Here is a 15,797-nt window from a genome sequence, read left to right as displayed (position 1 = left end):
AGAGTCTTAAAGACCAATAGCTAAATTTGTAACGTTGGATTGGAAATTTTCGCCTCACCCTCGAAATCGCGGGGTTTCCCACGGCTTGTAACGTTACATTTGCCGCTTACATCTCCCGGTTCTTGCTCGTTTCAGCGAACCTTCAATCATTACACAGGCTTTGGTCTGTTTTTGATACGAAAGGTTCGCTTCCTATGCACAATTTGAACCCACACATCGATGAGCGCCGCACAAACTTCCGACATCTTCGCGTCTTCAAACCCGCCTTCATCGAAAGCGATGGCAAACGATATGTGGCTATGCTGCGAGATCTTTCTCCAGGCGGCGCAGGCTTCGAGCTGGAAGACGCATCGCTGGTAGAGGGGCAACCGGTCACCTATCGGTGGGGTGATAGCGACGCGATTGTTGGCAGGGTGGTCTGGGCCGATGCAGGACGTGTTGGCATTACCAATGAGACTATCGACAAAGACTTCCAGCTTCGTCTCGAGAAGTATCGCTCGGTTCGAATGGAAATGTCGGCGCCAGCCCACATTTACTCCGATGGTGCCAAAATCGCCGGCGAAACGCTCAACTTTGGTCAGCGCGGTCTTTGCGCTCTCGTAAGCGGCCAAATCCGACAGGGCGCACTCGCAACCATCGAAATCGGGCGGCGCTGTTTCCAGAATGCCACTGCGAAATGGGTCGATGGAGAACGGGTTGGCTTTGCACTTAGCGAGACGATGAACGTGAGCGAAATGAACCTGCTTCAAAAGGGGCTTTGAGCAATGAAAAAAACTTCTGCATTCCCGTCACTTGTAGACATTCGCTGCCTCGCAAACCCGGATCTCATTGGCATGGTTCGCTTTTGCCAGTCTGAAGTCAAAAGGCTGGCTCGGGTAGCAAGCAAGGCAAAGGAGATTGAGCTCCGAGAAGCAACAAATTTCCTCAGTCAGTTGGATTACGAAATGAGTGCTCGGAGCCTGTCCTGTCCCGCATAAAGGCGTGGGGCGGATAGTCGAGTTCAGATCCCTTGAGTGCATTAATGACCAATGTTTATCGTGTGAAAATTCTGGATGGCAACGAAGGTCATTGTGAAGAGGATTTAGGTCCCTTCGCTTTTGAAGCGCTCCCCGACAGGGGAGATCAGATCACTCTGCTTCACAATCATTCCTACAGATCGTTCGAACTAGTGCGCTTGGAGCATCAACCCATTTCAAAAGCAAAGCCGGCTGAAAACACGTTGGCAGAAGAGCGCAAGTCGCAACGTACCGTCCTGATGGTGCGTTTGTCTGCACGTCGTTCTACTGCTTGATGTGCTAGAAGTTGGGAGGCCGTACAAACAGGTTCTTGCTGCTGGTGCCGCAAGCGGGGTTCGGAGCGCTCAGCGTGTCGCTTCTATAATTATCTTCAGCCTCTTATTGCTCAAGCGCAAATGACGCGATCAAACACTCTGTCCGCGACTTGCCGGCCGTTAGCTGCTCGTACATTTTTCCGGCACATCGCTATCGTGCGGTCCAATCACGAACTGGGTTGGAAATGGACTCCCAGACGATTTAAGCCGGTGGTCGACTTAACGAACGGCCTATATTATCCCAGCTCAAGGACGCGAGAGCAGTAGAAGGTGCTGAAATTACTTTAGCGCCACCAAGTGCCGGTCAATCCACCTCCGCCCGCCACTTTAATGCCCAGCGCTGTGCCGATCCAAGGCTGAGTTCGAAGCTCGTTGGCGAGCTCGTTGGCGAAGGATGACTACACGCATGAGAGCCCTGTTCCATATTGAATGCGGCTAGCAGTCGAGACTTTGACCAGTTGACGCTGATGCAGAACGGCAAGTCTCAAACTCAAAATATACTGGAACCAATAAGTTGACCCGACGCTTCACCGAATAGGCGCGCCCGATTTTGGGTTCGTCTGACTTATTGTCTCGAAAGGGTCGAAAATGAAATTTTCCAAGATCGCACTGGCCGCCGCAGCAGGTTCGCTGGCGTTGGCACCAGTCGCTGTTACTGCGCAAGAAACTTACGATGATGACACTGGCAGCGACATTGTTCGTGCCGGTATTATCGCAGCCATCGCAGGCATCGGCATGGCAATACTCTTGCTAACCGATGACGACGATGACGAGATTCCCGTCAGCGTCTGATTTGAAATGGCTTCCGGATAAGTCTTCAAGAAGCGCCGGAAGCCAATTTTAATGACTGCTATCCACCCGTTTCCGGTCGTTTGGGGGCAGGACAGTCTAGTTCCTGCCATTGGAAACTTGAGAACGGTCGGAGGTGATGGCTCAACTGCAAAGACAGTTTCTCGCCAGCGTGAGGTTTCAAAAGTAGTGCAATCTCGTATCTTGCAGTTCGGAGCTAATAGGCCGAGCTAGCGCAGGCGCCGGGTTGAAAAACAATCAAGATGTATCAAGCGTTCCAGCCGTCTACAAACGCGCTTTTGGAGCGACTTCTAGAGTATCGCATTCCATGTCGGGCTGCGAAGTCACGTTATCAGGGCAGTAGTGGCGGAGACGGAGGGATTCGAACCCTCGATACCCGTTACCAGGTATGGCTCCTTAGCAGGGAGCTGGTTTCAGCCACTCACCCACGTCTCCGCGCGCGTGCCTATCGGCTGCGAGGGGCGCGCTATAGCCAGCACTTCACGGCCCTACAAGGGAAGAATTGCCCGTAACACCAATGAGCGGCCGCAAGGCAGGATCGGACTCGGCTCGGCGCAAAATGGATTCGGTTCATCGCCGTTTCATTGCGAGGCTGCTCGAATGGGATTCTGCTCATGGCGCAGCTGTTTGCGCGGATTGCGCGAGGCTCCACGAAGGGATCGATATGAATACCGCCAGGACATTTGCCGCCGCCTTATTGGCCGCATTCTCGCTTGCAGCAGCGCCGCTCGCTGCGCAGGTGGAAACGGTCGATCCGGACGCTGCCTACGACGCGCCGATCGATGGCGATCTCGAATCGGCGGAGGGCGAATTGCCGGCGGTCACGCCGGACGATGCGACATCCGTTGAACCCGGCTTTACCTATGAAGCGCCTGCCGAAGAAACTGCAGCGCCGCAGTGGTCAGAACAGGATGCCGAGGGGGCTGCTTCCGATGCCGTTTCCGGACCGCAGGTCGAAAACCCCGACACTACCTACCGCGAAGACGACCTGATCGGCGCGGCCGAAGGCGTGTTCGGCAAGGGCGCGGAAGGCGTCGCCAAGATGATCCGCAAGCTGCTTGCCGACCAGGGCGAGCCCAACGGCTACATCGTCGGCCGTGAAGCGGGCGGTGCCTTCGTGGTCGGCGCGCGCTATGGTTCGGGCACGCTCTATCACAAGGTCGAAGGCGAACGCCCTGTCTATTGGACCGGCCCCTCGATCGGACTTGACGCGGGTGCCAATGCCGGCAGCACCTTCGTCCTCGTCTACAATCTCTATGACACCGAAGAACTCTACTCGCGCTTCCCGGCAGCCGAGGGGCAGGCCTATGCCGTCGGCGGGCTCAATGCGAGCTATGTGCGCAAGGGCGATATCGTACTGATCCCTATCCGCGTCGGCGCCGGCCTGCGGCTGGGCGTCAACGCAGGTTACATGAAGTTCTCCAAGAAGCAGAAGTGGCTGCCCTTCTAAGCAGGCATACGAAATCAAGCGGTAATTGAGGGGCCGCAATCTCGTTTGAGGTTGCGGCCCCACGCATATCTGCGCAAAGAGCGCAGCCATGCTCGACAAACTTACTGCGCAAGCTCCCGACGCCCTCCTCGCCCTGATCAAGATGCATGCGGCCGACCCGCGTGAGGACAAGATAGACCTTGGCGTTGGCGTTTATCGCACCAACGAAGGCGGCACGCCTGTTTTCCGGGCGATCAAGCAGGCCGAGCAGCGGCTGATCGATACGCAGGATTCCAAGAGCTATCTCGGCCCGGAAGGCGACAGCGGCTTCGTGAAGGCCCTGATGCCCTATATTTTCGGCAAGGACTCCGTGCTCGGCAATCGCGTCGAAGGGATGCAGACCCCCGGCGGCACCGGTGCGGTGCGTCTTGCGGTCTCGCTCGCGGCGAAGGCCGGTGTGAAGCGCATCCACCTCGGCATGCCCAGCTGGCCCAACCACGCGCAGATCCTAGACGATGTCGGCGTTGAAACGGTCGCCTTCGATCACGCTAAAGCCGATGGCACTGCCGATATCGATGCCGTCCTCGGCGCGATCCGCGGTGCCGGCGAAGCCGATGCGGTGCTGCTGCATGGCTGCTGTCACAACCCGACCGGTATCGACTACACTGCAGAGGAATGGACCGCGATTGCGGAGGCGTTTGCGGAGACCGGCGTGCTGCCGATCCTCGACATCGCCTACCAGGGCCTTGGGCAAGGCATGGAAGAGGACGTCGAGGGCGTCCGCACCGTGCTGGCCAAGGTGCCAGAGGCGCTGGTCGCCTATAGCTGCGACAAGAACTTCGGCCTCTACCGTGACCGCGTGGGCGCCTTCTACATGATCGCCCGCGAGGCTGATCAGGTTTCCGCCATCGCTTCGAACGCCAATGCGCTGGCCCGCGCGAACTGGTCGATGCCGCCCGATCACGGCGGTGCTTCCGTGCGCATCCTGCTCGAGGACGAGGGCATGACCCGCGTTTGGCTCGAAGAGCTCGACGAGATGCGCACCCGCATGCGCCGGGTACGCGAGCGGCTTGCTGCTGCCGACAACGAAGCGCCCGGCCTCGGCCTTGCCGCGCTGGCCGACCAGAACGGCCTGTTCGCGATGCTTCCGCTCAGCAAGGACCAGATCGCTTCGCTGCGCGAGGACCATGCCATCTACATGGCCGGTTCGGGCCGCATCAACGTGGCGGGCCTTCATGCCGGCAATACCGAGAAGTTCATCGCCGCGCTGAGCGACGTGACCAAGGGCTGAGACGGCATGGCGCTCGACCGGCAACCGACGCTGGAAACCGAGCGGCTCGTCCTGCGCCCCTTGAGCGAAGACGATCGCGAGGCGCTTTACGAAGTTGCCTCCGATCCCGCTGTCTGGGAACAGCACCCGATCCACGACCGCTGGCGCCGCGAGGTGTTCGATGCCTTCTTCGACGAAGGGATGGCAGCTGGCGGCTCGCTTGCCATCGTTCGCAAGAGTGACGAGCGCATCGTGGGTTCTACCCGATACGGCCCTGTCGAGGAGGACGAGGGCGGCTTCGTCGAGATCGGCTGGACCTTCCTCATGCCGACCTGCTGGGGCAAGGGCCTCAACCCCGAGATGAAGCGCGTCATGCTCGCCCATGCATTCGAGGAAGTCGGCACGGTCGAGTTCCGCGTCGGCGACACCAACTACCGCTCGCGCAATGCGCTGGAAGCCATCGGCGCGGTGCGGACCGAGCGGTATGAACTGGAGCGCTACCAGGGCAAACGCGTGGTCCACCTCGTCTACGAGATTACCCGCGAGGCGTTTGAAAACGGGCCGCTCGCCTGAGATGCCGTTCAGCTCCCGGCGGTACCCCCCCTACAGGATGGAGCACATGGAACACGGTCTTGGGAAGAAATTTGCTCGTCGACATCGCGCTAGCGGGTGGCCCCGTTGAAGCCGGACAGAAGCAGAAAATGACGAGCATACATCGGCTCTGCCGCGCACCGCATAGGTGGAAAAACCCTTAATCAAAGGCCAAGGTATTCTACCGGAGAATAGATTTTTCCGGTCTCTGCAGCGCGTCGATGTCAATATCGAGTTCGCGAACGAAAAAGTCTTTGAATGTACGATTTGAGAAGTCGAGGATATAATCTTGCTCTTCACCCCTCAGAATTTCATAGACGAAGCTGAGATCGACGGACCGAAAGTCACCTAAAAGGCTTCCCCAATTTAGAAAGGATTGCGCGGGGGCGATTCACCCCGCCAAGCGCTGTATCCGTTTCAGATAGCGCGCCAGAACGTCGATTTCGAGGTTGACGCGGTCACCTTCTGCCAGCCCGCCGAGCGTCGTGACTTCGGCGGTGTGCGGAATGATGTTGAGCGCGAAGTCGCATGTACCGTCACTGCGGTCGCGCACGTCGTTCACCGTCAGCGATACGCCGTCCACGGTGATCGAGCCTTTCTCCGCGACATAGGCAGCGAAGGTGCGACTGATGCGGATGGCGATGTGGAGCGAGCCGCCTTCCTCGCGGCGCGAGACGACTTCGCCGACGGTGTCGACATGGCCGGTGACCATGTGCCCGCCAAGCTCGTCGCCAAGGCGCAGGGCGGGCTCGAGGTTGAGCTTGCGTCCCGCTTCCCACATTCCCGGAACGGTACGCGATATGGTTTCACCCGAAACGTCGAAGCCGATGCGTGCATCGCCCCTCTCGCCTTCCAGCGTGACGACGGTGAGGCAGACGCCCGAGCAGGCGATCGAAGCGCCAATGTCGATCGCGCCGGGATCGAACGGACAGGCGACCACGACGCGGTTGTCGCCGCGCGTCTCCACGCTTTCGATGTGACCGATGGCGGTAACAATGCCGGTGAACATGTGTTCGAAAACCCCTATTGCCTCGTGCGGCGATAGGCGGTGAAGACGTCGCTGCCAAGCTGGCGGTTCTCGGCAAGCGTCCAGCGCCCATGCGCATCGGCAAGGCTGGCAAGTCCGATATCGCCCAGTGCAGGCTTTCCCTTTCCGATAAGGATCGGCGCGCGATAGATTTCGAGCCGGTCGACGAGATCGGCGGCAAGGAAACTGGCCGCCGCGCCCGCACCGCCTTCGATATAGAGATTCTGAACGCCTTCTAAGCTGGCGACCTGTGCCGGATCGTTGATGACCTTCACCACGTCCGGCGGAACACCGCGTGTCAACAGGACGCGGTCGGGGCTGCGTTGTTCGAGCCCTTCGAGGCGTACGTCGAGACGGGGTTTGTCGTGCCGCCAAGTCGCACCACCCACGAGGATCGCATCGCTCATAGCGCGACGCGAGTGCACGTGTGCGCGTGCCTCTGCGCCGGTGATCCACTGGCTGGTGCCGTCCTCCATCGCGATCAGCCCGTCGAGCGAGAGGGCCAGCTTCAGCGTGATATGCGGACGAGAGAGCCGTGCGCGGGTGAGATAGCCTTCAAGGCTGGCTTCGGCGTCCTGAGATGCAAGCACTTCGACCGCGATCCCTGCGGACTTCAATCGTTCGACGCCGCTGCCCGCCGTGCGCGGGTCGGGGTCCTCCACCCCGATGACTACGCGCGCCACGCCAGCTTCGATCAACAGGTCGCTGCAGGCAGGACCGCGGCCCGACCGGTGTGCGCAGGGTTCGAGAGTGACGTAGGCCGTTGCGCCGCGGGCGGCGCCGCCTGCCTGCTTAAGGGCAACGGCCTCTGCATGCGGGCGGCCGCCCTTGAGGGTCCAGCCGCGTCCGACGACAGTTTCGTCATTCACAAGGATGCAGCCGACTGCAGGATTGGGACGCGAGATGGGCCGCCCTCGCGATGCCAGCCGCGCGGCGGCGCTCATCCAGTGAGCGTCACTCCGTGCCGGGGGCAACTGTGCTGTCCGCCTGGTTTTCTTCCTCGCCGAAGAGGCCTTCCAGCCGCTCGCGCTCGGCACGTTCTTCGGCAATGCGCTCGGCCTCTGCCTCTGCTTCCATCGAATCCACGTCGAAGCCGGTTGCAGCGCCCAGTGTCTTGTAGAATTCGCGGCGACGCTCGTCGATCGCCTCCTGTTGGGCCCGGAGTTCGTCCTGCACGCGCTGGTTCTCGACATTAGACTGGCGGATTTCCTCGTCAGTCCGACCTTCTGCGAAGGTGGTGATATAGGTCACTTCGGGCACTTCGGGCGGATAGTAATACTGCTCCTGCGTCAGCCAGAAGAAGATCGTGCCCGTGCAAAGGAAAGACGCGGCAAGGATCGGCCACCGATAGGGGTTGGGCCGTTTGAATTCATTCCAGAAGTCGGCGATGCCGCCGACCGGGTTGATCCTGTTCCTGAAGCGCATGACGGCTAGATAATAGCCTTTGCGGCTTTCCGCTAGCTGAAGCTGGCGTAAAGCGTGCGGCCGTGCTGCGAGAGCCAGCGGTTGGCATCCTCGATCTCGCCTTCGAAAATGTCGTCCAGCAGCGCATGGAAGGCGGGCGAATGGTCGAAATGCACGAGGTGTGTGACCTCGTGCGCCACGACCGAGCGGCGGACGTGGTCGGGAGCCTGCACCAGCCGCCAGTTGAGGCGCAGCATACCCTCGCTCGAACAGCTGCCCCAGCGCCGCTTTGCGCGGGTGAGGCGCACCGGTGCTGCGGGCAGTCCGGCGCGCTCGCAATAGAAGGCGGCGTCGCCGGTGAAGAGGTCGAGGGCCTCATTCTCGAGCCACCTCTGGAGGCGCCGCCCGAGCGTATCCTGCGGGCCTCCCACCTTCAATTCGTCGCCTTGTGCCATGGGCTTGCGCGGCGCGCTTTCGCACCAGTCGAGCGCGAGCGTGCGGCCGCGGTAGTCGATCCTGCCTGTCACGACCGGGTCGCGGGTCTCCGGCACTTTCGCAAGCTGTGCGGCGAGCCAGTCGGCGCGTGCATGGGCGAAGGCGATCGCCTCTTTCGAAGCGCACCAGCGGGGCAGGGTGACCTTCACCGCGCTGCCATCGGGCGCGAGGCGCAGGGTGAGTCGTTTGGCGGTCGAATGCCGGCGAAGCTCGATCGGGACCTTGCGACCGCCCAGTTCGATCTCCGGCTCGATATGTTGGTCGCGCAGGCATTCGATCATGCCGCGTCGTCCTCTCCATCGTCCCATTCGACGATGTGATGTTCGAGCGGCCCCGCCTCATCCTCGCTGATAACGCGGCCTGCCACGGAGACACCCGCCGCGATCACGGCCTCGCGATCACCCGAAATCAGGTAGTGCCAGCGCGGCAGCGGGCGACCTTCGGCGCGGCGGCGATAGGCGCAGGTTTCGGGCAGCCAGGGCACCCGGTCCACCAGCTTCAGTGTCAGGCGCAGGCAGTCGGGCACCTTGGCCTTGCGGTTGGGATAGTCGGTGCACTTCGCGGTCTGGCAATCGAGCAGGGTGCAGGCGACATTGGTCTCCTCGATCTCGCCCGTGTCCTCGTATTCGACCTTATGCAGGCAGCAGCGCCCGCACCCGTCGCACAGTGCTTCCCATTCGGTCTGGTTGAGATCGGCCAGAGGCCGTTCCCAGAAGCGCTCCCTCAGCGCACCCATTTCGCCAGCTCGTCCCGAACGGCGTCGGGCCCTTGATCGGTGGGAAGGGGGGCAAGGGGTTGCCCGTCGGGCCCGAACAGCAGCGTCAGGCCGGAATGATCGACGAGATACCCGCCGTCGCCCCGGTCTTCGGGGACCGAGAAGAAAACGCCGAACTTGCCCGCGATTTCCTCCAGCGTTTCCGGATCGCCTGTCATGCCGATCAGGCGCGGGTGGAAGGCATCGGTGAACTCGCCGAGCACCTCGGTCGTATCGCGGTCGGGATCGACGCTGACGAAGAGCGGCTGGACCTTTGCGCCGAGTTCGGGGAAGTCTTCCTCGAACCGCTTGAGGCCGGCCATCGCGCGCTGGTTGTCGGTTGGGCAGATGTCCGGGCAAAAGGCATAACCGAAGTAGATCGTGCGATACTGCCCGTCGAAATCGGAGAAGCTCACCGGCTCCCCGTCTTCGCCCGTCAGGGTGAAATCGCTTCCGATGCTGGCGCCTTCAAGCGGCGGCGGGCCGTCGGGCTCGATCAGTTGCGGACCGGCCGCTTCCTGCGAGCACGAAGCGAGGAAAAGGATGGTAAGGACAAGAGTTGGAACGCGGGGCATGACAGGATGGTTCATGGTCTGCTAACCGCGCCTATTCAAGGGCGAACGGCCCGATTACGGCGGAAAAGACAAGCGGAGTGAATAGCGGTGCGCGCACTAGGGATTAAGCAGGGTTTGATGATCGTCGCAGGACTGCTGGCAATGCTGGCGAGCCCGGTGGCCGCCCAGCAGCAGTCCGATGGCTACAAGTTCCTGAAAGCCGTGCGCGACCGTGACGGTGACATCGCGACCCAGCTGCTCGACGAGCCGGGCAATACGATCGTCAATGCCCGCGACATCACTACGGGAGAGACGGCGCTCCACGCGGTCGTGCAGCGGCGCGACCTTACCTGGGTCCGCTTCCTCCTGCAGCGCGGCGCCAATCCCAACATCGCCGACAAGAACGGCACGACCCCGCTCCAGATCGCAGCGCAGCTCGGTTTCATCGAGGGCGTCGAGCAGTTGATCAAGCGCGGCGCCGAGGTCGACGTGTCCGATTCCACCGGCGAAACCCCGTTGATCAGCGCGGTGCACCGCCGCGACCTGAAACTGGTCGAGATCCTGATCGCCAATGGCGGCAACCCGGACCGGACCGACAATTCGGGCCGTTCGGCACGCGATTACGCAATGCTGCTGGGCGCGCGCGCAGGCGTCATCGAGGCAATCGAGAAGGGCGAAAAGTCCGGCAACAAGACCGCCGAAACATACGGACCGCAATAATGACCAATGAAACGCCCGATATCGCCGACCTGACGCTCGACGAGCTGCGCCTCGCGCTGGCCCCTGCCATCGCCGATGCCGCCATCTTCGACGGCTGGAGCGAAGAGGCGCTGGTCATGGCTGCCGAGCAGATGGGTGCCGACGTCGATGTCGCGCGCCTCGCCTTCAAGGGCGGCGCGATCGAGATGGTCTCCGCCTGGATCGAGGCGGTCGATGTGGCGATGGCTGCGGCCTTCCCCGAAGATGTGATCGCAGCGATGAAGATCCGCGAGCGTATCCGCAGCCTCGTGCAGTTCCGCCTCGACGCGGTTGCCGGGCTGGAAGAGGCGCTGCGCCGCGCGCTCGCCATAATGGCCATGCCGCAGAACGCAGCAAAATCGGCGAAGCGCGGCTGGCAGACGGCCGACCTGATGTGGCGGCTCGCAGGCGATACGGCGACCGACTACAACCACTATACCAAGCGCGCGATCCTCGCCTCGATCTATGGCGCAACTCTGGCCGTGTTTGTCGACGATACTAGCGAGGACAAGGCCGAGACCCGCGCTTTCCTCGACCGGCGTATCGAAGGCGTGATGAAGTTCGAAAAGGTGAAGGCCAAGTGGCTCAATCCCGAGCGCGAAACCTTCAGCGTCACGCGTTTCCTCGGTCGGTTGCGCTATCCGGCACGCTAACTCGCTATTGATAACCAGTTGCAACAAGCTTGCCGATCTGACAGGGCGGGCGGCATGACACTGGACGGTTTCGATAGCGGGCGCACTGCGCGCATTACATCCGTAGACTGGGCGATTCTCGCCGAAGACGAGGGCAAGAGGCTCCAGGCCCTCGGCGTAGACGAAGGCGCGGAAGTGGCCATCGTCCATCGCGGCGTTTTCGGTACGCGCGATCCCATCGCCCTGCGCATCGGCAATATGACCATCGCCATCCGCCGCGCACACGCTGCGGCGATCGAGGTGGAAGGGGCATGAGCAGGAAGCACACTGCCGCGCTCGTCGGAAATCCGAATTCGGGCAAGTCCGCGCTGTTCAACGCGCTGACCGGCGCGCGCCAGAAGATCGCAAACTATGCCGGCGTCACCGTGGAGCGCAAAGCAGGCCGCCTTACCCTGCCGAGCGGCGAGCCGGTCGAGCTGCTCGACCTGCCCGGTGCCTACAGTTTCGATGCGGCAAGCCCGGACGAGGCAGTCACGCGCGACGTGGTGAAGGGCACTTTCGAAGGCGAAGCGGTCCCCGATGTACTTGTCCTCGTGCTCGATGCCGCCAATCTGGAACAGCACCTTGTCTTTGCGCAGGAAGTGCTCGAACTCGGCCGCCCGACGGTGGTCGCGCTCAACATGGTGGACCTTGCCGAACGCGACGGGCTGACGCTCGATCCCGAAGCGCTGTCGGAGGCGCTCGGCGTCCCGGTTATCCCGACCGTCGCCGTCCGCCGCCGCGGGATCACCGAACTGGCGGCAGCAGTCGCCGAAGCCGAAACGCATGCCGACGAGGAAGCACACAAGCGCTGGCACCTGACACTTCCCGAACGCCGCCTGTCGGCGAAGCACATGGCTCGCGCCGCGATCCTCTCTAAATCGACCCGCCACACGATCGAGAACGGGGTCGACCGGATCCTGCTCAATCCCTGGATCGGCCCGGTCATCCTGTTCGGATTGTTGTTCGTCATTTTCCAGGCGGTCTTCGCCTGGGCGACACCCTTTGCCGATGCGCTCGAAGGCGGTGTCGGCATCCTTTCTGCCGGGGTTACCGATACGATGGCGTCCGGCATCTTCCGGGATTTCCTGACCGAGGGGGTGCTCGCGGGCGTCGGCTCGGTCGTCGTGTTCCTGCCGCAGATCATCATCCTGTTCGCCTTCATCCTCGTGATGGAAGCGAGCGGTTACATGGCGCGTGCGGCATTCCTCATGGACCGCCTGATGGCGGGCGTCGGCCTGTCGGGCAAAAGCTTCATCCCGCTGCTGTCGAGCTTCGCCTGCGCCATTCCGGGCATCATGGCGACGCGCAGTATTGCCGATCCAAAGGACCGGCTGACCACGATCCTGATCGCCCCGCTGATGACCTGTTCGGCGCGCCTGCCGGTCTATGCCGTCATCATTTCCGCGGTCATTCCCGATACAAGCGTAGGTGCGGGTGTCGGCTTGCAGGGACTGGTGCTCTTCGCGCTTTACGTCGCGGGCATCATCGGCGCGATGGTTGTTGCGCTGGTCCTTCGCCGCACCGTGACCAAGGGTGCCGCCTCGGGCTTCATCATGGAGCTGCCGCGCTATCAGCTTCCGCGGGTCAAGGACCTCGCTATCGGCCTGTGGCAGCGCGCCTGGGTCTTCCTGCGCCGCGCGGGTACGATCATCTTCGTCGCGACCATCGCGCTGTGGGTCCTGCTGAGCTTTCCCAAGGCGGGCGAGGGCGAGAGCCAGCTCGATGCAAGCTATGCAGGCGTCGTCGCGGATGCGATCCACCCGGTGCTCGAGCCGGTCGGCTTCAACCGCGAGATGAGCCTTGCGCTGGTCCCCGCGATCGCTGCACGCGAAGTGGCGGTGTCGGCGCTTGCGACCACCTATGCGATCAACGCCGAGGACGAGGATCTTGCAGCGCAGGGTGTGACCGAAAGGATCGCCGCCCTGTGGACACTGCCCATGGCGCTCGCCTTCCTCGCTTGGTTCGTTTTTGCCCCGCAGTGCCTGTCGACCATTGCCGTCGCGCGACGCGAGACGAACGGGTGGAAATGGCCGATCGTGATGGTGGTCTACCTGTTCGCGCTGGCATGGATTGCTGCAGGCGCGACATACTGGATCGCGGTGAGCCTCGGGCTCTAGGTCCACTCTGGGGGTAATACCCCGCATCGCCCTAGAACCGACTCGCGCGGGTCGTTAGGCCCGCCTGTAACAAATTCACGAAGGGACGAATCGATGGCCGGTAGCCTCAACAAAGTCATGCTGATCGGAAACCTGGGCGCAGACCCGGAAATCCGCAGCTTCCAGAACGGCGGCAAGGTCGCCAACCTGCGTATCGCGACGAGCGAGCAGTGGAAGGACCGCAACACCGGCGAACGCCAGGAGCGGACCGAATGGCACACCGTCTCGATCTTCTCCGAAGGCCTGATCAATGTCGTCGAACGCTTCCTGCGCAAGGGTTCGAAAGTCTATGTCGAAGGCCAGCTCCAGACCCGCAAGTGGCAGGACCAGCAGGGTAACGACCGCTACTCGACCGAAGTTGTGCTGCGCGGTTTCAACGGCACGCTGACCATGCTCGACGGTCCCGGTGGCGGCCAGGGTGGCGGCTCTGGTGGTGGCTCGGGCGGCGGCTTCGGCGGCGGCCAGGGCGGTGGCGGTTATGGCGGCGGCCAGGGTGGCGGCGGCTTCGGCGGCGGCCAGTCGGGTGGCAACAACAACCAGGGCGGCGGCTCGAACTACGACGATCTCGACGACGACATTCCGTTCTGATCGTGATGCGGCCCGTTTCCCCCGCAATCGCTCTCCTGGCAGGTCTGTCGGCCTGCTCGGGGGCAGCGTCCGAACCCTACGAATATGAAATCGTGGAGCTTCCCGGGGGCGGGGCCGATATCGACAATCCGCGGGCACCATACGATGCCCTGCGCGACCTTGCGCAGGAACGGGCTGCCGAGGAAGCGGGCGACGCGGAAGCCGCCTATCGCGATTGGACCTATTTCGGCGCCGATGCCGACAGCCTTCTCGCCTATGCGATCACGCCTTCGAAAGGCGTTTTCTACTACCTGCCTCCCGGTCCCTATCCGAGAGAAGGGAATGTCATGCTGGCGCTACCGGAAGTGGTGCCGGTCTGCCGGTTCGTGGTCGAATGGGCGGAGGTGCCGGGCGCACCCCTGATCGGCAGCATGGAAGACATCGATCTCGTGTCGAAGGACTGCGTTCCCTTCGAGGCGTCCGACTACCCGCTTGATCCAGTCGATAAAGACAGCGCTCTTACCCTGATCGAGGCGGAACCGGTGGAGGGAAAGCGCGTCAGCGTAGCTGTCTCCGCCTCGCGGAATTCACGTTTCGACGATGTGCGTGCGTTGTCGCTGGCTGTAGAGGCAGGTGGAGCGCAGCTGGCCCAGACCGTCCCGCTCAATGCCAATGGCAACACGCTGCTGGCCGGCATTTCGGATCAAGGAGATGTCTCCCTGCTGATCGAAAGCAGGCGCCTGAAGCGCGGACAGCGCTGCATCGTCGCAGGCCTAGAATGGTCCGATCTCGGCGACAAATCGATGCGCATCGCTGCCGAGCGTGGCTGTGAAGCGGCCATCAAGGCCCGCAGCTAGCCTACTTCTTCAGGGCAGAGAGAGCTTCCGCCAGCGGTCCGCTGGGCTTGCGGTCCTCGTCGCTCTCGATACCCGCCTCTTCGCGCCGTTCGTCGGCATCGGGGCCTTCGCGATAGGGATCGATGGCGAGGCCCAGTTCCTGCGCGATCGCTTCGCCTAGGTCGAAGGTCTCGCCTTCGTATTCGATCTCGTCGAGATCTTCTTCGGTCAGCTCGAACTCCTCGTCTTCCTCGTAATCGCCCATGCCTGCGGCAGGCACGAAGCGGAGCGAGAAAGCCTCCGACACATCGTAGGTGAAGTCTTCCCGGGTCACGGCACAGGGCTGTTCGAGTGTGGCGGCCAGCTTGCCTTCTGCAAGTACGGCCCCGTCCTTTTCGCCGAATTCGACTTCTGCAGTAAAAGCGTGGATCGCCGAAATGCCGAAGCGCTTGGCAAGCGCGGCGCGTTCTGCCTCGTTTGCCTCGACCGTCATGGTGCCGGCGGGCAGGGCGCGGGGCTTGATCAGGCGGACGAGTTCGTTGGTCTCGGTGCTCATGCGGCGAGCTCCCCGGCGCGCAGTTGGTCTGCAGACGTACGCTCGAAGCGCTTGCGCAGGCGGATTATGCGCTCGGCCAGCGCTTCGGCCTCATCTTCCTGCGACATGGTGACATTGCGGCGCAGGGCCGTTGCAAGCTCTGCCCGGTCTTCCTTCGCCAGCGCCTGGCGGTAGCTGCCGAGCCTTCCGCCCATGCTGCTCATGAGATTTCCGATCTTCTTGCCGACCGTGGGGTCGCCGATGCCCGCTTCGCGCAGCTGGCCTTCCATGTCCTCGACGAACAGTTCGGTGACGAGCGCGGCATGGGGCGCGAGTTCTTCTTCCCTCTCCATCCGCAGCATCGTCAGGCTGAGGACGAGGGTGATCATGTCGAAGCGCCCTTCGACCGTGTCGGCCACACCGCACATCCGGTACCAGTCGGGCTCGCGCGCCTGTTCGACGATCGTGTGCCACAGCGGGCGCCACTGTTCGCGCGGGTCGGGCTGGGTGCCGAAAAGGCGGGCGAAAAAGGACATGTGGGCAAGTCTTCCTGTTTGCTCGTTCAGCGGCAATTCAAGCCGCCATCCCCACCGCTCACGCATTGCCAAGTTGCATGCACGCGCGAGG

20 protein-coding genes and 1 tRNA gene are annotated in these 15,797 nt (G+C 62.1%); 12 read left to right on the top strand and 9 right to left on the bottom strand.

Going from position 1 to position 15,797, the window contains the following annotated elements:
* The first annotated feature begins 194 nt into the window (after nt 1-194).
* The 3 genes from K3165_RS05920 to K3165_RS05910 all read left to right on the top strand — a co-directional run bounded on the left by K3165_RS05920 (nt 195) and on the right by K3165_RS05910 (nt 2,122).
* A complete protein-coding gene (locus K3165_RS05920) occupies nt 195-761 on the top strand; it encodes a PilZ domain-containing protein (protein WP_221547847.1) in 567 nt (188 codons plus the stop codon).
* A gap of 260 nt (nt 762-1,021) precedes the next feature.
* Complete coding sequence (locus tag K3165_RS05915) at nt 1,022-1,291, top strand: hypothetical protein (protein WP_221547846.1); 270 nt, start codon at nt 1,022-1,024, stop codon at nt 1,289-1,291.
* A 627-nt stretch (nt 1,292-1,918) separates the two neighbouring features.
* Nucleotides 1,919-2,122: a hypothetical protein gene (locus K3165_RS05910; protein WP_221547845.1), complete on the top strand. Its 204-nt coding sequence runs from the start codon at nt 1,919-1,921 to the stop codon at nt 2,120-2,122.
* Between the two features lie 361 nt (nt 2,123-2,483).
* Here the strand turns inward: K3165_RS05910 and K3165_RS05905 are convergent.
* Nucleotides 2,484-2,575, bottom strand: a tRNA-Ser gene (locus K3165_RS05905).
* A 229-nt stretch (nt 2,576-2,804) separates the two neighbouring features.
* Between K3165_RS05905 and K3165_RS05900 the strand changes: the two genes are divergently transcribed.
* The 3 genes from K3165_RS05900 (at nt 2,805) to K3165_RS05890 (ending at nt 5,412) form a co-directional block, all read left to right on the top strand.
* Complete coding sequence (locus tag K3165_RS05900; RefSeq protein WP_221547844.1) at nt 2,805-3,590, top strand: DUF1134 domain-containing protein; 786 nt, start codon at nt 2,805-2,807, stop codon at nt 3,588-3,590.
* An 88-nt stretch (nt 3,591-3,678) separates the two neighbouring features.
* Nucleotides 3,679-4,860, top strand: a complete 1,182-nt coding sequence (locus K3165_RS05895) for an amino acid aminotransferase (RefSeq protein WP_221547843.1) — start codon at nt 3,679-3,681, stop codon at nt 4,858-4,860.
* A 6-nt stretch (nt 4,861-4,866) separates the two neighbouring features.
* On the top strand, nt 4,867-5,412 hold the full coding sequence (locus tag K3165_RS05890) for a GNAT family N-acetyltransferase (RefSeq protein ID WP_221547842.1): 546 nt from the start codon (nt 4,867-4,869) through the stop codon (nt 5,410-5,412).
* Nucleotides 5,413-5,821: 409 nt separating this feature from the next.
* Here K3165_RS05890 and K3165_RS05885 read toward each other — a convergent pair whose 3' ends face one another.
* Genes K3165_RS05885 through K3165_RS05860 form a run of 6 tightly spaced genes read right to left on the bottom strand, consistent with a single transcriptional unit; the run spans nt 5,822 to nt 9,685 of the window.
* Nucleotides 5,822-6,439, bottom strand: coding sequence for a riboflavin synthase (locus tag K3165_RS05885; RefSeq protein WP_221547841.1), 618 nt, complete (start codon nt 6,437-6,439; stop codon nt 5,822-5,824).
* Between the two features lie 14 nt (nt 6,440-6,453).
* Nucleotides 6,454-7,401, bottom strand: a complete 948-nt coding sequence (gene ribD, locus K3165_RS05880; RefSeq protein WP_221547840.1) for a bifunctional diaminohydroxyphosphoribosylaminopyrimidine deaminase/5-amino-6-(5-phosphoribosylamino)uracil reductase RibD — start codon at nt 7,399-7,401, stop codon at nt 6,454-6,456.
* A gap of 10 nt (nt 7,402-7,411) precedes the next feature.
* A complete protein-coding gene (locus K3165_RS05875) occupies nt 7,412-7,882 on the bottom strand; it encodes a hypothetical protein (RefSeq protein WP_221547839.1) in 471 nt (156 codons plus the stop codon).
* 32 nt (nt 7,883-7,914) lie between these two features.
* Complete coding sequence (locus tag K3165_RS05870) at nt 7,915-8,637, bottom strand: M48 family metallopeptidase (RefSeq protein WP_221547838.1); 723 nt, start codon at nt 8,635-8,637, stop codon at nt 7,915-7,917.
* Nucleotides 8,634-9,092 (bottom strand): YcgN family cysteine cluster protein, encoded by a 459-nt coding sequence (locus tag K3165_RS05865; protein WP_221547837.1) that lies wholly within the window; start codon nt 9,090-9,092, stop codon nt 8,634-8,636. The genes K3165_RS05870 and K3165_RS05865 overlap by 4 nt, the downstream gene beginning before the upstream one ends.
* The gene (locus K3165_RS05860) at nt 9,080-9,685 is read right to left on the bottom strand and encodes an SCO family protein (protein ID WP_221547836.1); all 606 of its coding nucleotides are present in this window, start codon (nt 9,683-9,685) and stop codon (nt 9,080-9,082) included. Before K3165_RS05860 ends, K3165_RS05865 begins: the two co-directional genes overlap by 13 nt.
* A gap of 117 nt (nt 9,686-9,802) precedes the next feature.
* Here K3165_RS05860 and K3165_RS05855 point away from each other — a divergent pair, with 117 nt between their 5' ends.
* From K3165_RS05855 to K3165_RS05830, 6 genes are all read left to right on the top strand, one after another.
* Nucleotides 9,803-10,384: an ankyrin repeat domain-containing protein gene (locus K3165_RS05855; protein ID WP_221547835.1), complete on the top strand. Its 582-nt coding sequence runs from the start codon at nt 9,803-9,805 to the stop codon at nt 10,382-10,384.
* Nucleotides 10,384-11,055 carry a COQ9 family protein gene (locus K3165_RS05850; RefSeq protein ID WP_221547834.1) on the top strand — a complete coding sequence of 224 codons (672 nt, stop codon included), beginning with the start codon at nt 10,384-10,386 and terminating at the stop codon, nt 11,053-11,055. The genes K3165_RS05855 and K3165_RS05850 overlap by 1 nt, the downstream gene beginning before the upstream one ends.
* A 54-nt stretch (nt 11,056-11,109) precedes the next feature.
* A complete protein-coding gene (locus tag K3165_RS05845; RefSeq protein ID WP_221547833.1) occupies nt 11,110-11,349 on the top strand; it encodes a FeoA family protein in 240 nt (79 codons plus the stop codon).
* Complete coding sequence (gene feoB, locus K3165_RS05840; protein WP_221547832.1) at nt 11,346-13,193, top strand: ferrous iron transporter B; 1,848 nt, start codon at nt 11,346-11,348, stop codon at nt 13,191-13,193. The genes K3165_RS05845 and feoB overlap by 4 nt, the downstream gene beginning before the upstream one ends.
* A gap of 93 nt (nt 13,194-13,286) precedes the next feature.
* Nucleotides 13,287-13,820 carry a single-stranded DNA-binding protein gene (gene ssb, locus K3165_RS05835; protein WP_221547831.1) on the top strand — a complete coding sequence of 178 codons (534 nt, stop codon included), beginning with the start codon at nt 13,287-13,289 and terminating at the stop codon, nt 13,818-13,820.
* Nucleotides 13,821-13,825: 5 nt separating this feature from the next.
* Complete coding sequence (locus K3165_RS05830; protein ID WP_221547830.1) at nt 13,826-14,656, top strand: hypothetical protein; 831 nt, start codon at nt 13,826-13,828, stop codon at nt 14,654-14,656.
* A gap of 1 nt (nt 14,657) precedes the next feature.
* Here the strand turns inward: K3165_RS05830 and K3165_RS05825 are convergent, their stop codons facing one another.
* Nucleotides 14,658-15,191, bottom strand: a complete 534-nt coding sequence (locus K3165_RS05825; protein ID WP_221547829.1) for a YceD family protein — start codon at nt 15,189-15,191, stop codon at nt 14,658-14,660.
* On the bottom strand, nt 15,188-15,706 hold the full coding sequence (locus K3165_RS05820; protein ID WP_221547828.1) for a ubiquinol-cytochrome C chaperone family protein: 519 nt from the start codon (nt 15,704-15,706) through the stop codon (nt 15,188-15,190). Before K3165_RS05820 ends, K3165_RS05825 begins: the two co-directional genes overlap by 4 nt.
* Between the last annotated feature and the right edge of the window lie 91 nt (nt 15,707-15,797).

Origin of the sequence: Qipengyuania xiamenensis, from assembly GCF_019711495.1 — a bacterium.
GTDB lineage: Bacteria > Pseudomonadota > Alphaproteobacteria > Sphingomonadales > Sphingomonadaceae > Qipengyuania > Qipengyuania xiamenensis.
This window is presented reverse-complemented; position numbering and strand designations above follow the sequence as displayed.

Coding starts and splice junctions, on each gene's coding strand:
- K3165_RS05920 (WP_221547847.1), top strand. CDS start 195: ATGCACAATTTGAACCCACACATCGATGAGCGCCGCACAAACTTCCGA.
- K3165_RS05915 (WP_221547846.1), top strand. CDS start 1,022: ATGACCAATGTTTATCGTGTGAAAATTCTGGATGGCAACGAAGGTCAT.
- K3165_RS05910 (WP_221547845.1), top strand. CDS start 1,919: ATGAAATTTTCCAAGATCGCACTGGCCGCCGCAGCAGGTTCGCTGGCG.
- K3165_RS05900 (WP_221547844.1), top strand. CDS start 2,805: ATGAATACCGCCAGGACATTTGCCGCCGCCTTATTGGCCGCATTCTCG.
- K3165_RS05895 (WP_221547843.1), top strand. CDS start 3,679: ATGCTCGACAAACTTACTGCGCAAGCTCCCGACGCCCTCCTCGCCCTG.
- K3165_RS05890 (WP_221547842.1), top strand. CDS start 4,867: ATGGCGCTCGACCGGCAACCGACGCTGGAAACCGAGCGGCTCGTCCTG.
- K3165_RS05885 (WP_221547841.1), bottom strand. CDS start 6,439: ATGTTCACCGGCATTGTTACCGCCATCGGTCACATCGAAAGCGTGGAG.
- ribD (WP_221547840.1), bottom strand. CDS start 7,401: ATGAGCGCCGCCGCGCGGCTGGCATCGCGAGGGCGGCCCATCTCGCGT.
- K3165_RS05875 (WP_221547839.1), bottom strand. CDS start 7,882: ATGCGCTTCAGGAACAGGATCAACCCGGTCGGCGGCATCGCCGACTTC.
- K3165_RS05870 (WP_221547838.1), bottom strand. CDS start 8,637: ATGATCGAATGCCTGCGCGACCAACATATCGAGCCGGAGATCGAACTG.
- K3165_RS05865 (WP_221547837.1), bottom strand. CDS start 9,092: ATGGGTGCGCTGAGGGAGCGCTTCTGGGAACGGCCTCTGGCCGATCTC.
- K3165_RS05860 (WP_221547836.1), bottom strand. CDS start 9,685: ATGCCCCGCGTTCCAACTCTTGTCCTTACCATCCTTTTCCTCGCTTCG.
- K3165_RS05855 (WP_221547835.1), top strand. CDS start 9,803: ATGATCGTCGCAGGACTGCTGGCAATGCTGGCGAGCCCGGTGGCCGCC.
- K3165_RS05850 (WP_221547834.1), top strand. CDS start 10,384: ATGACCAATGAAACGCCCGATATCGCCGACCTGACGCTCGACGAGCTG.
- K3165_RS05845 (WP_221547833.1), top strand. CDS start 11,110: ATGACACTGGACGGTTTCGATAGCGGGCGCACTGCGCGCATTACATCC.
- feoB (WP_221547832.1), top strand. CDS start 11,346: ATGAGCAGGAAGCACACTGCCGCGCTCGTCGGAAATCCGAATTCGGGC.
- ssb (WP_221547831.1), top strand. CDS start 13,287: ATGGCCGGTAGCCTCAACAAAGTCATGCTGATCGGAAACCTGGGCGCA.
- K3165_RS05830 (WP_221547830.1), top strand. CDS start 13,826: ATGCGGCCCGTTTCCCCCGCAATCGCTCTCCTGGCAGGTCTGTCGGCC.
- K3165_RS05825 (WP_221547829.1), bottom strand. CDS start 15,191: ATGAGCACCGAGACCAACGAACTCGTCCGCCTGATCAAGCCCCGCGCC.
- K3165_RS05820 (WP_221547828.1), bottom strand. CDS start 15,706: ATGTCCTTTTTCGCCCGCCTTTTCGGCACCCAGCCCGACCCGCGCGAA.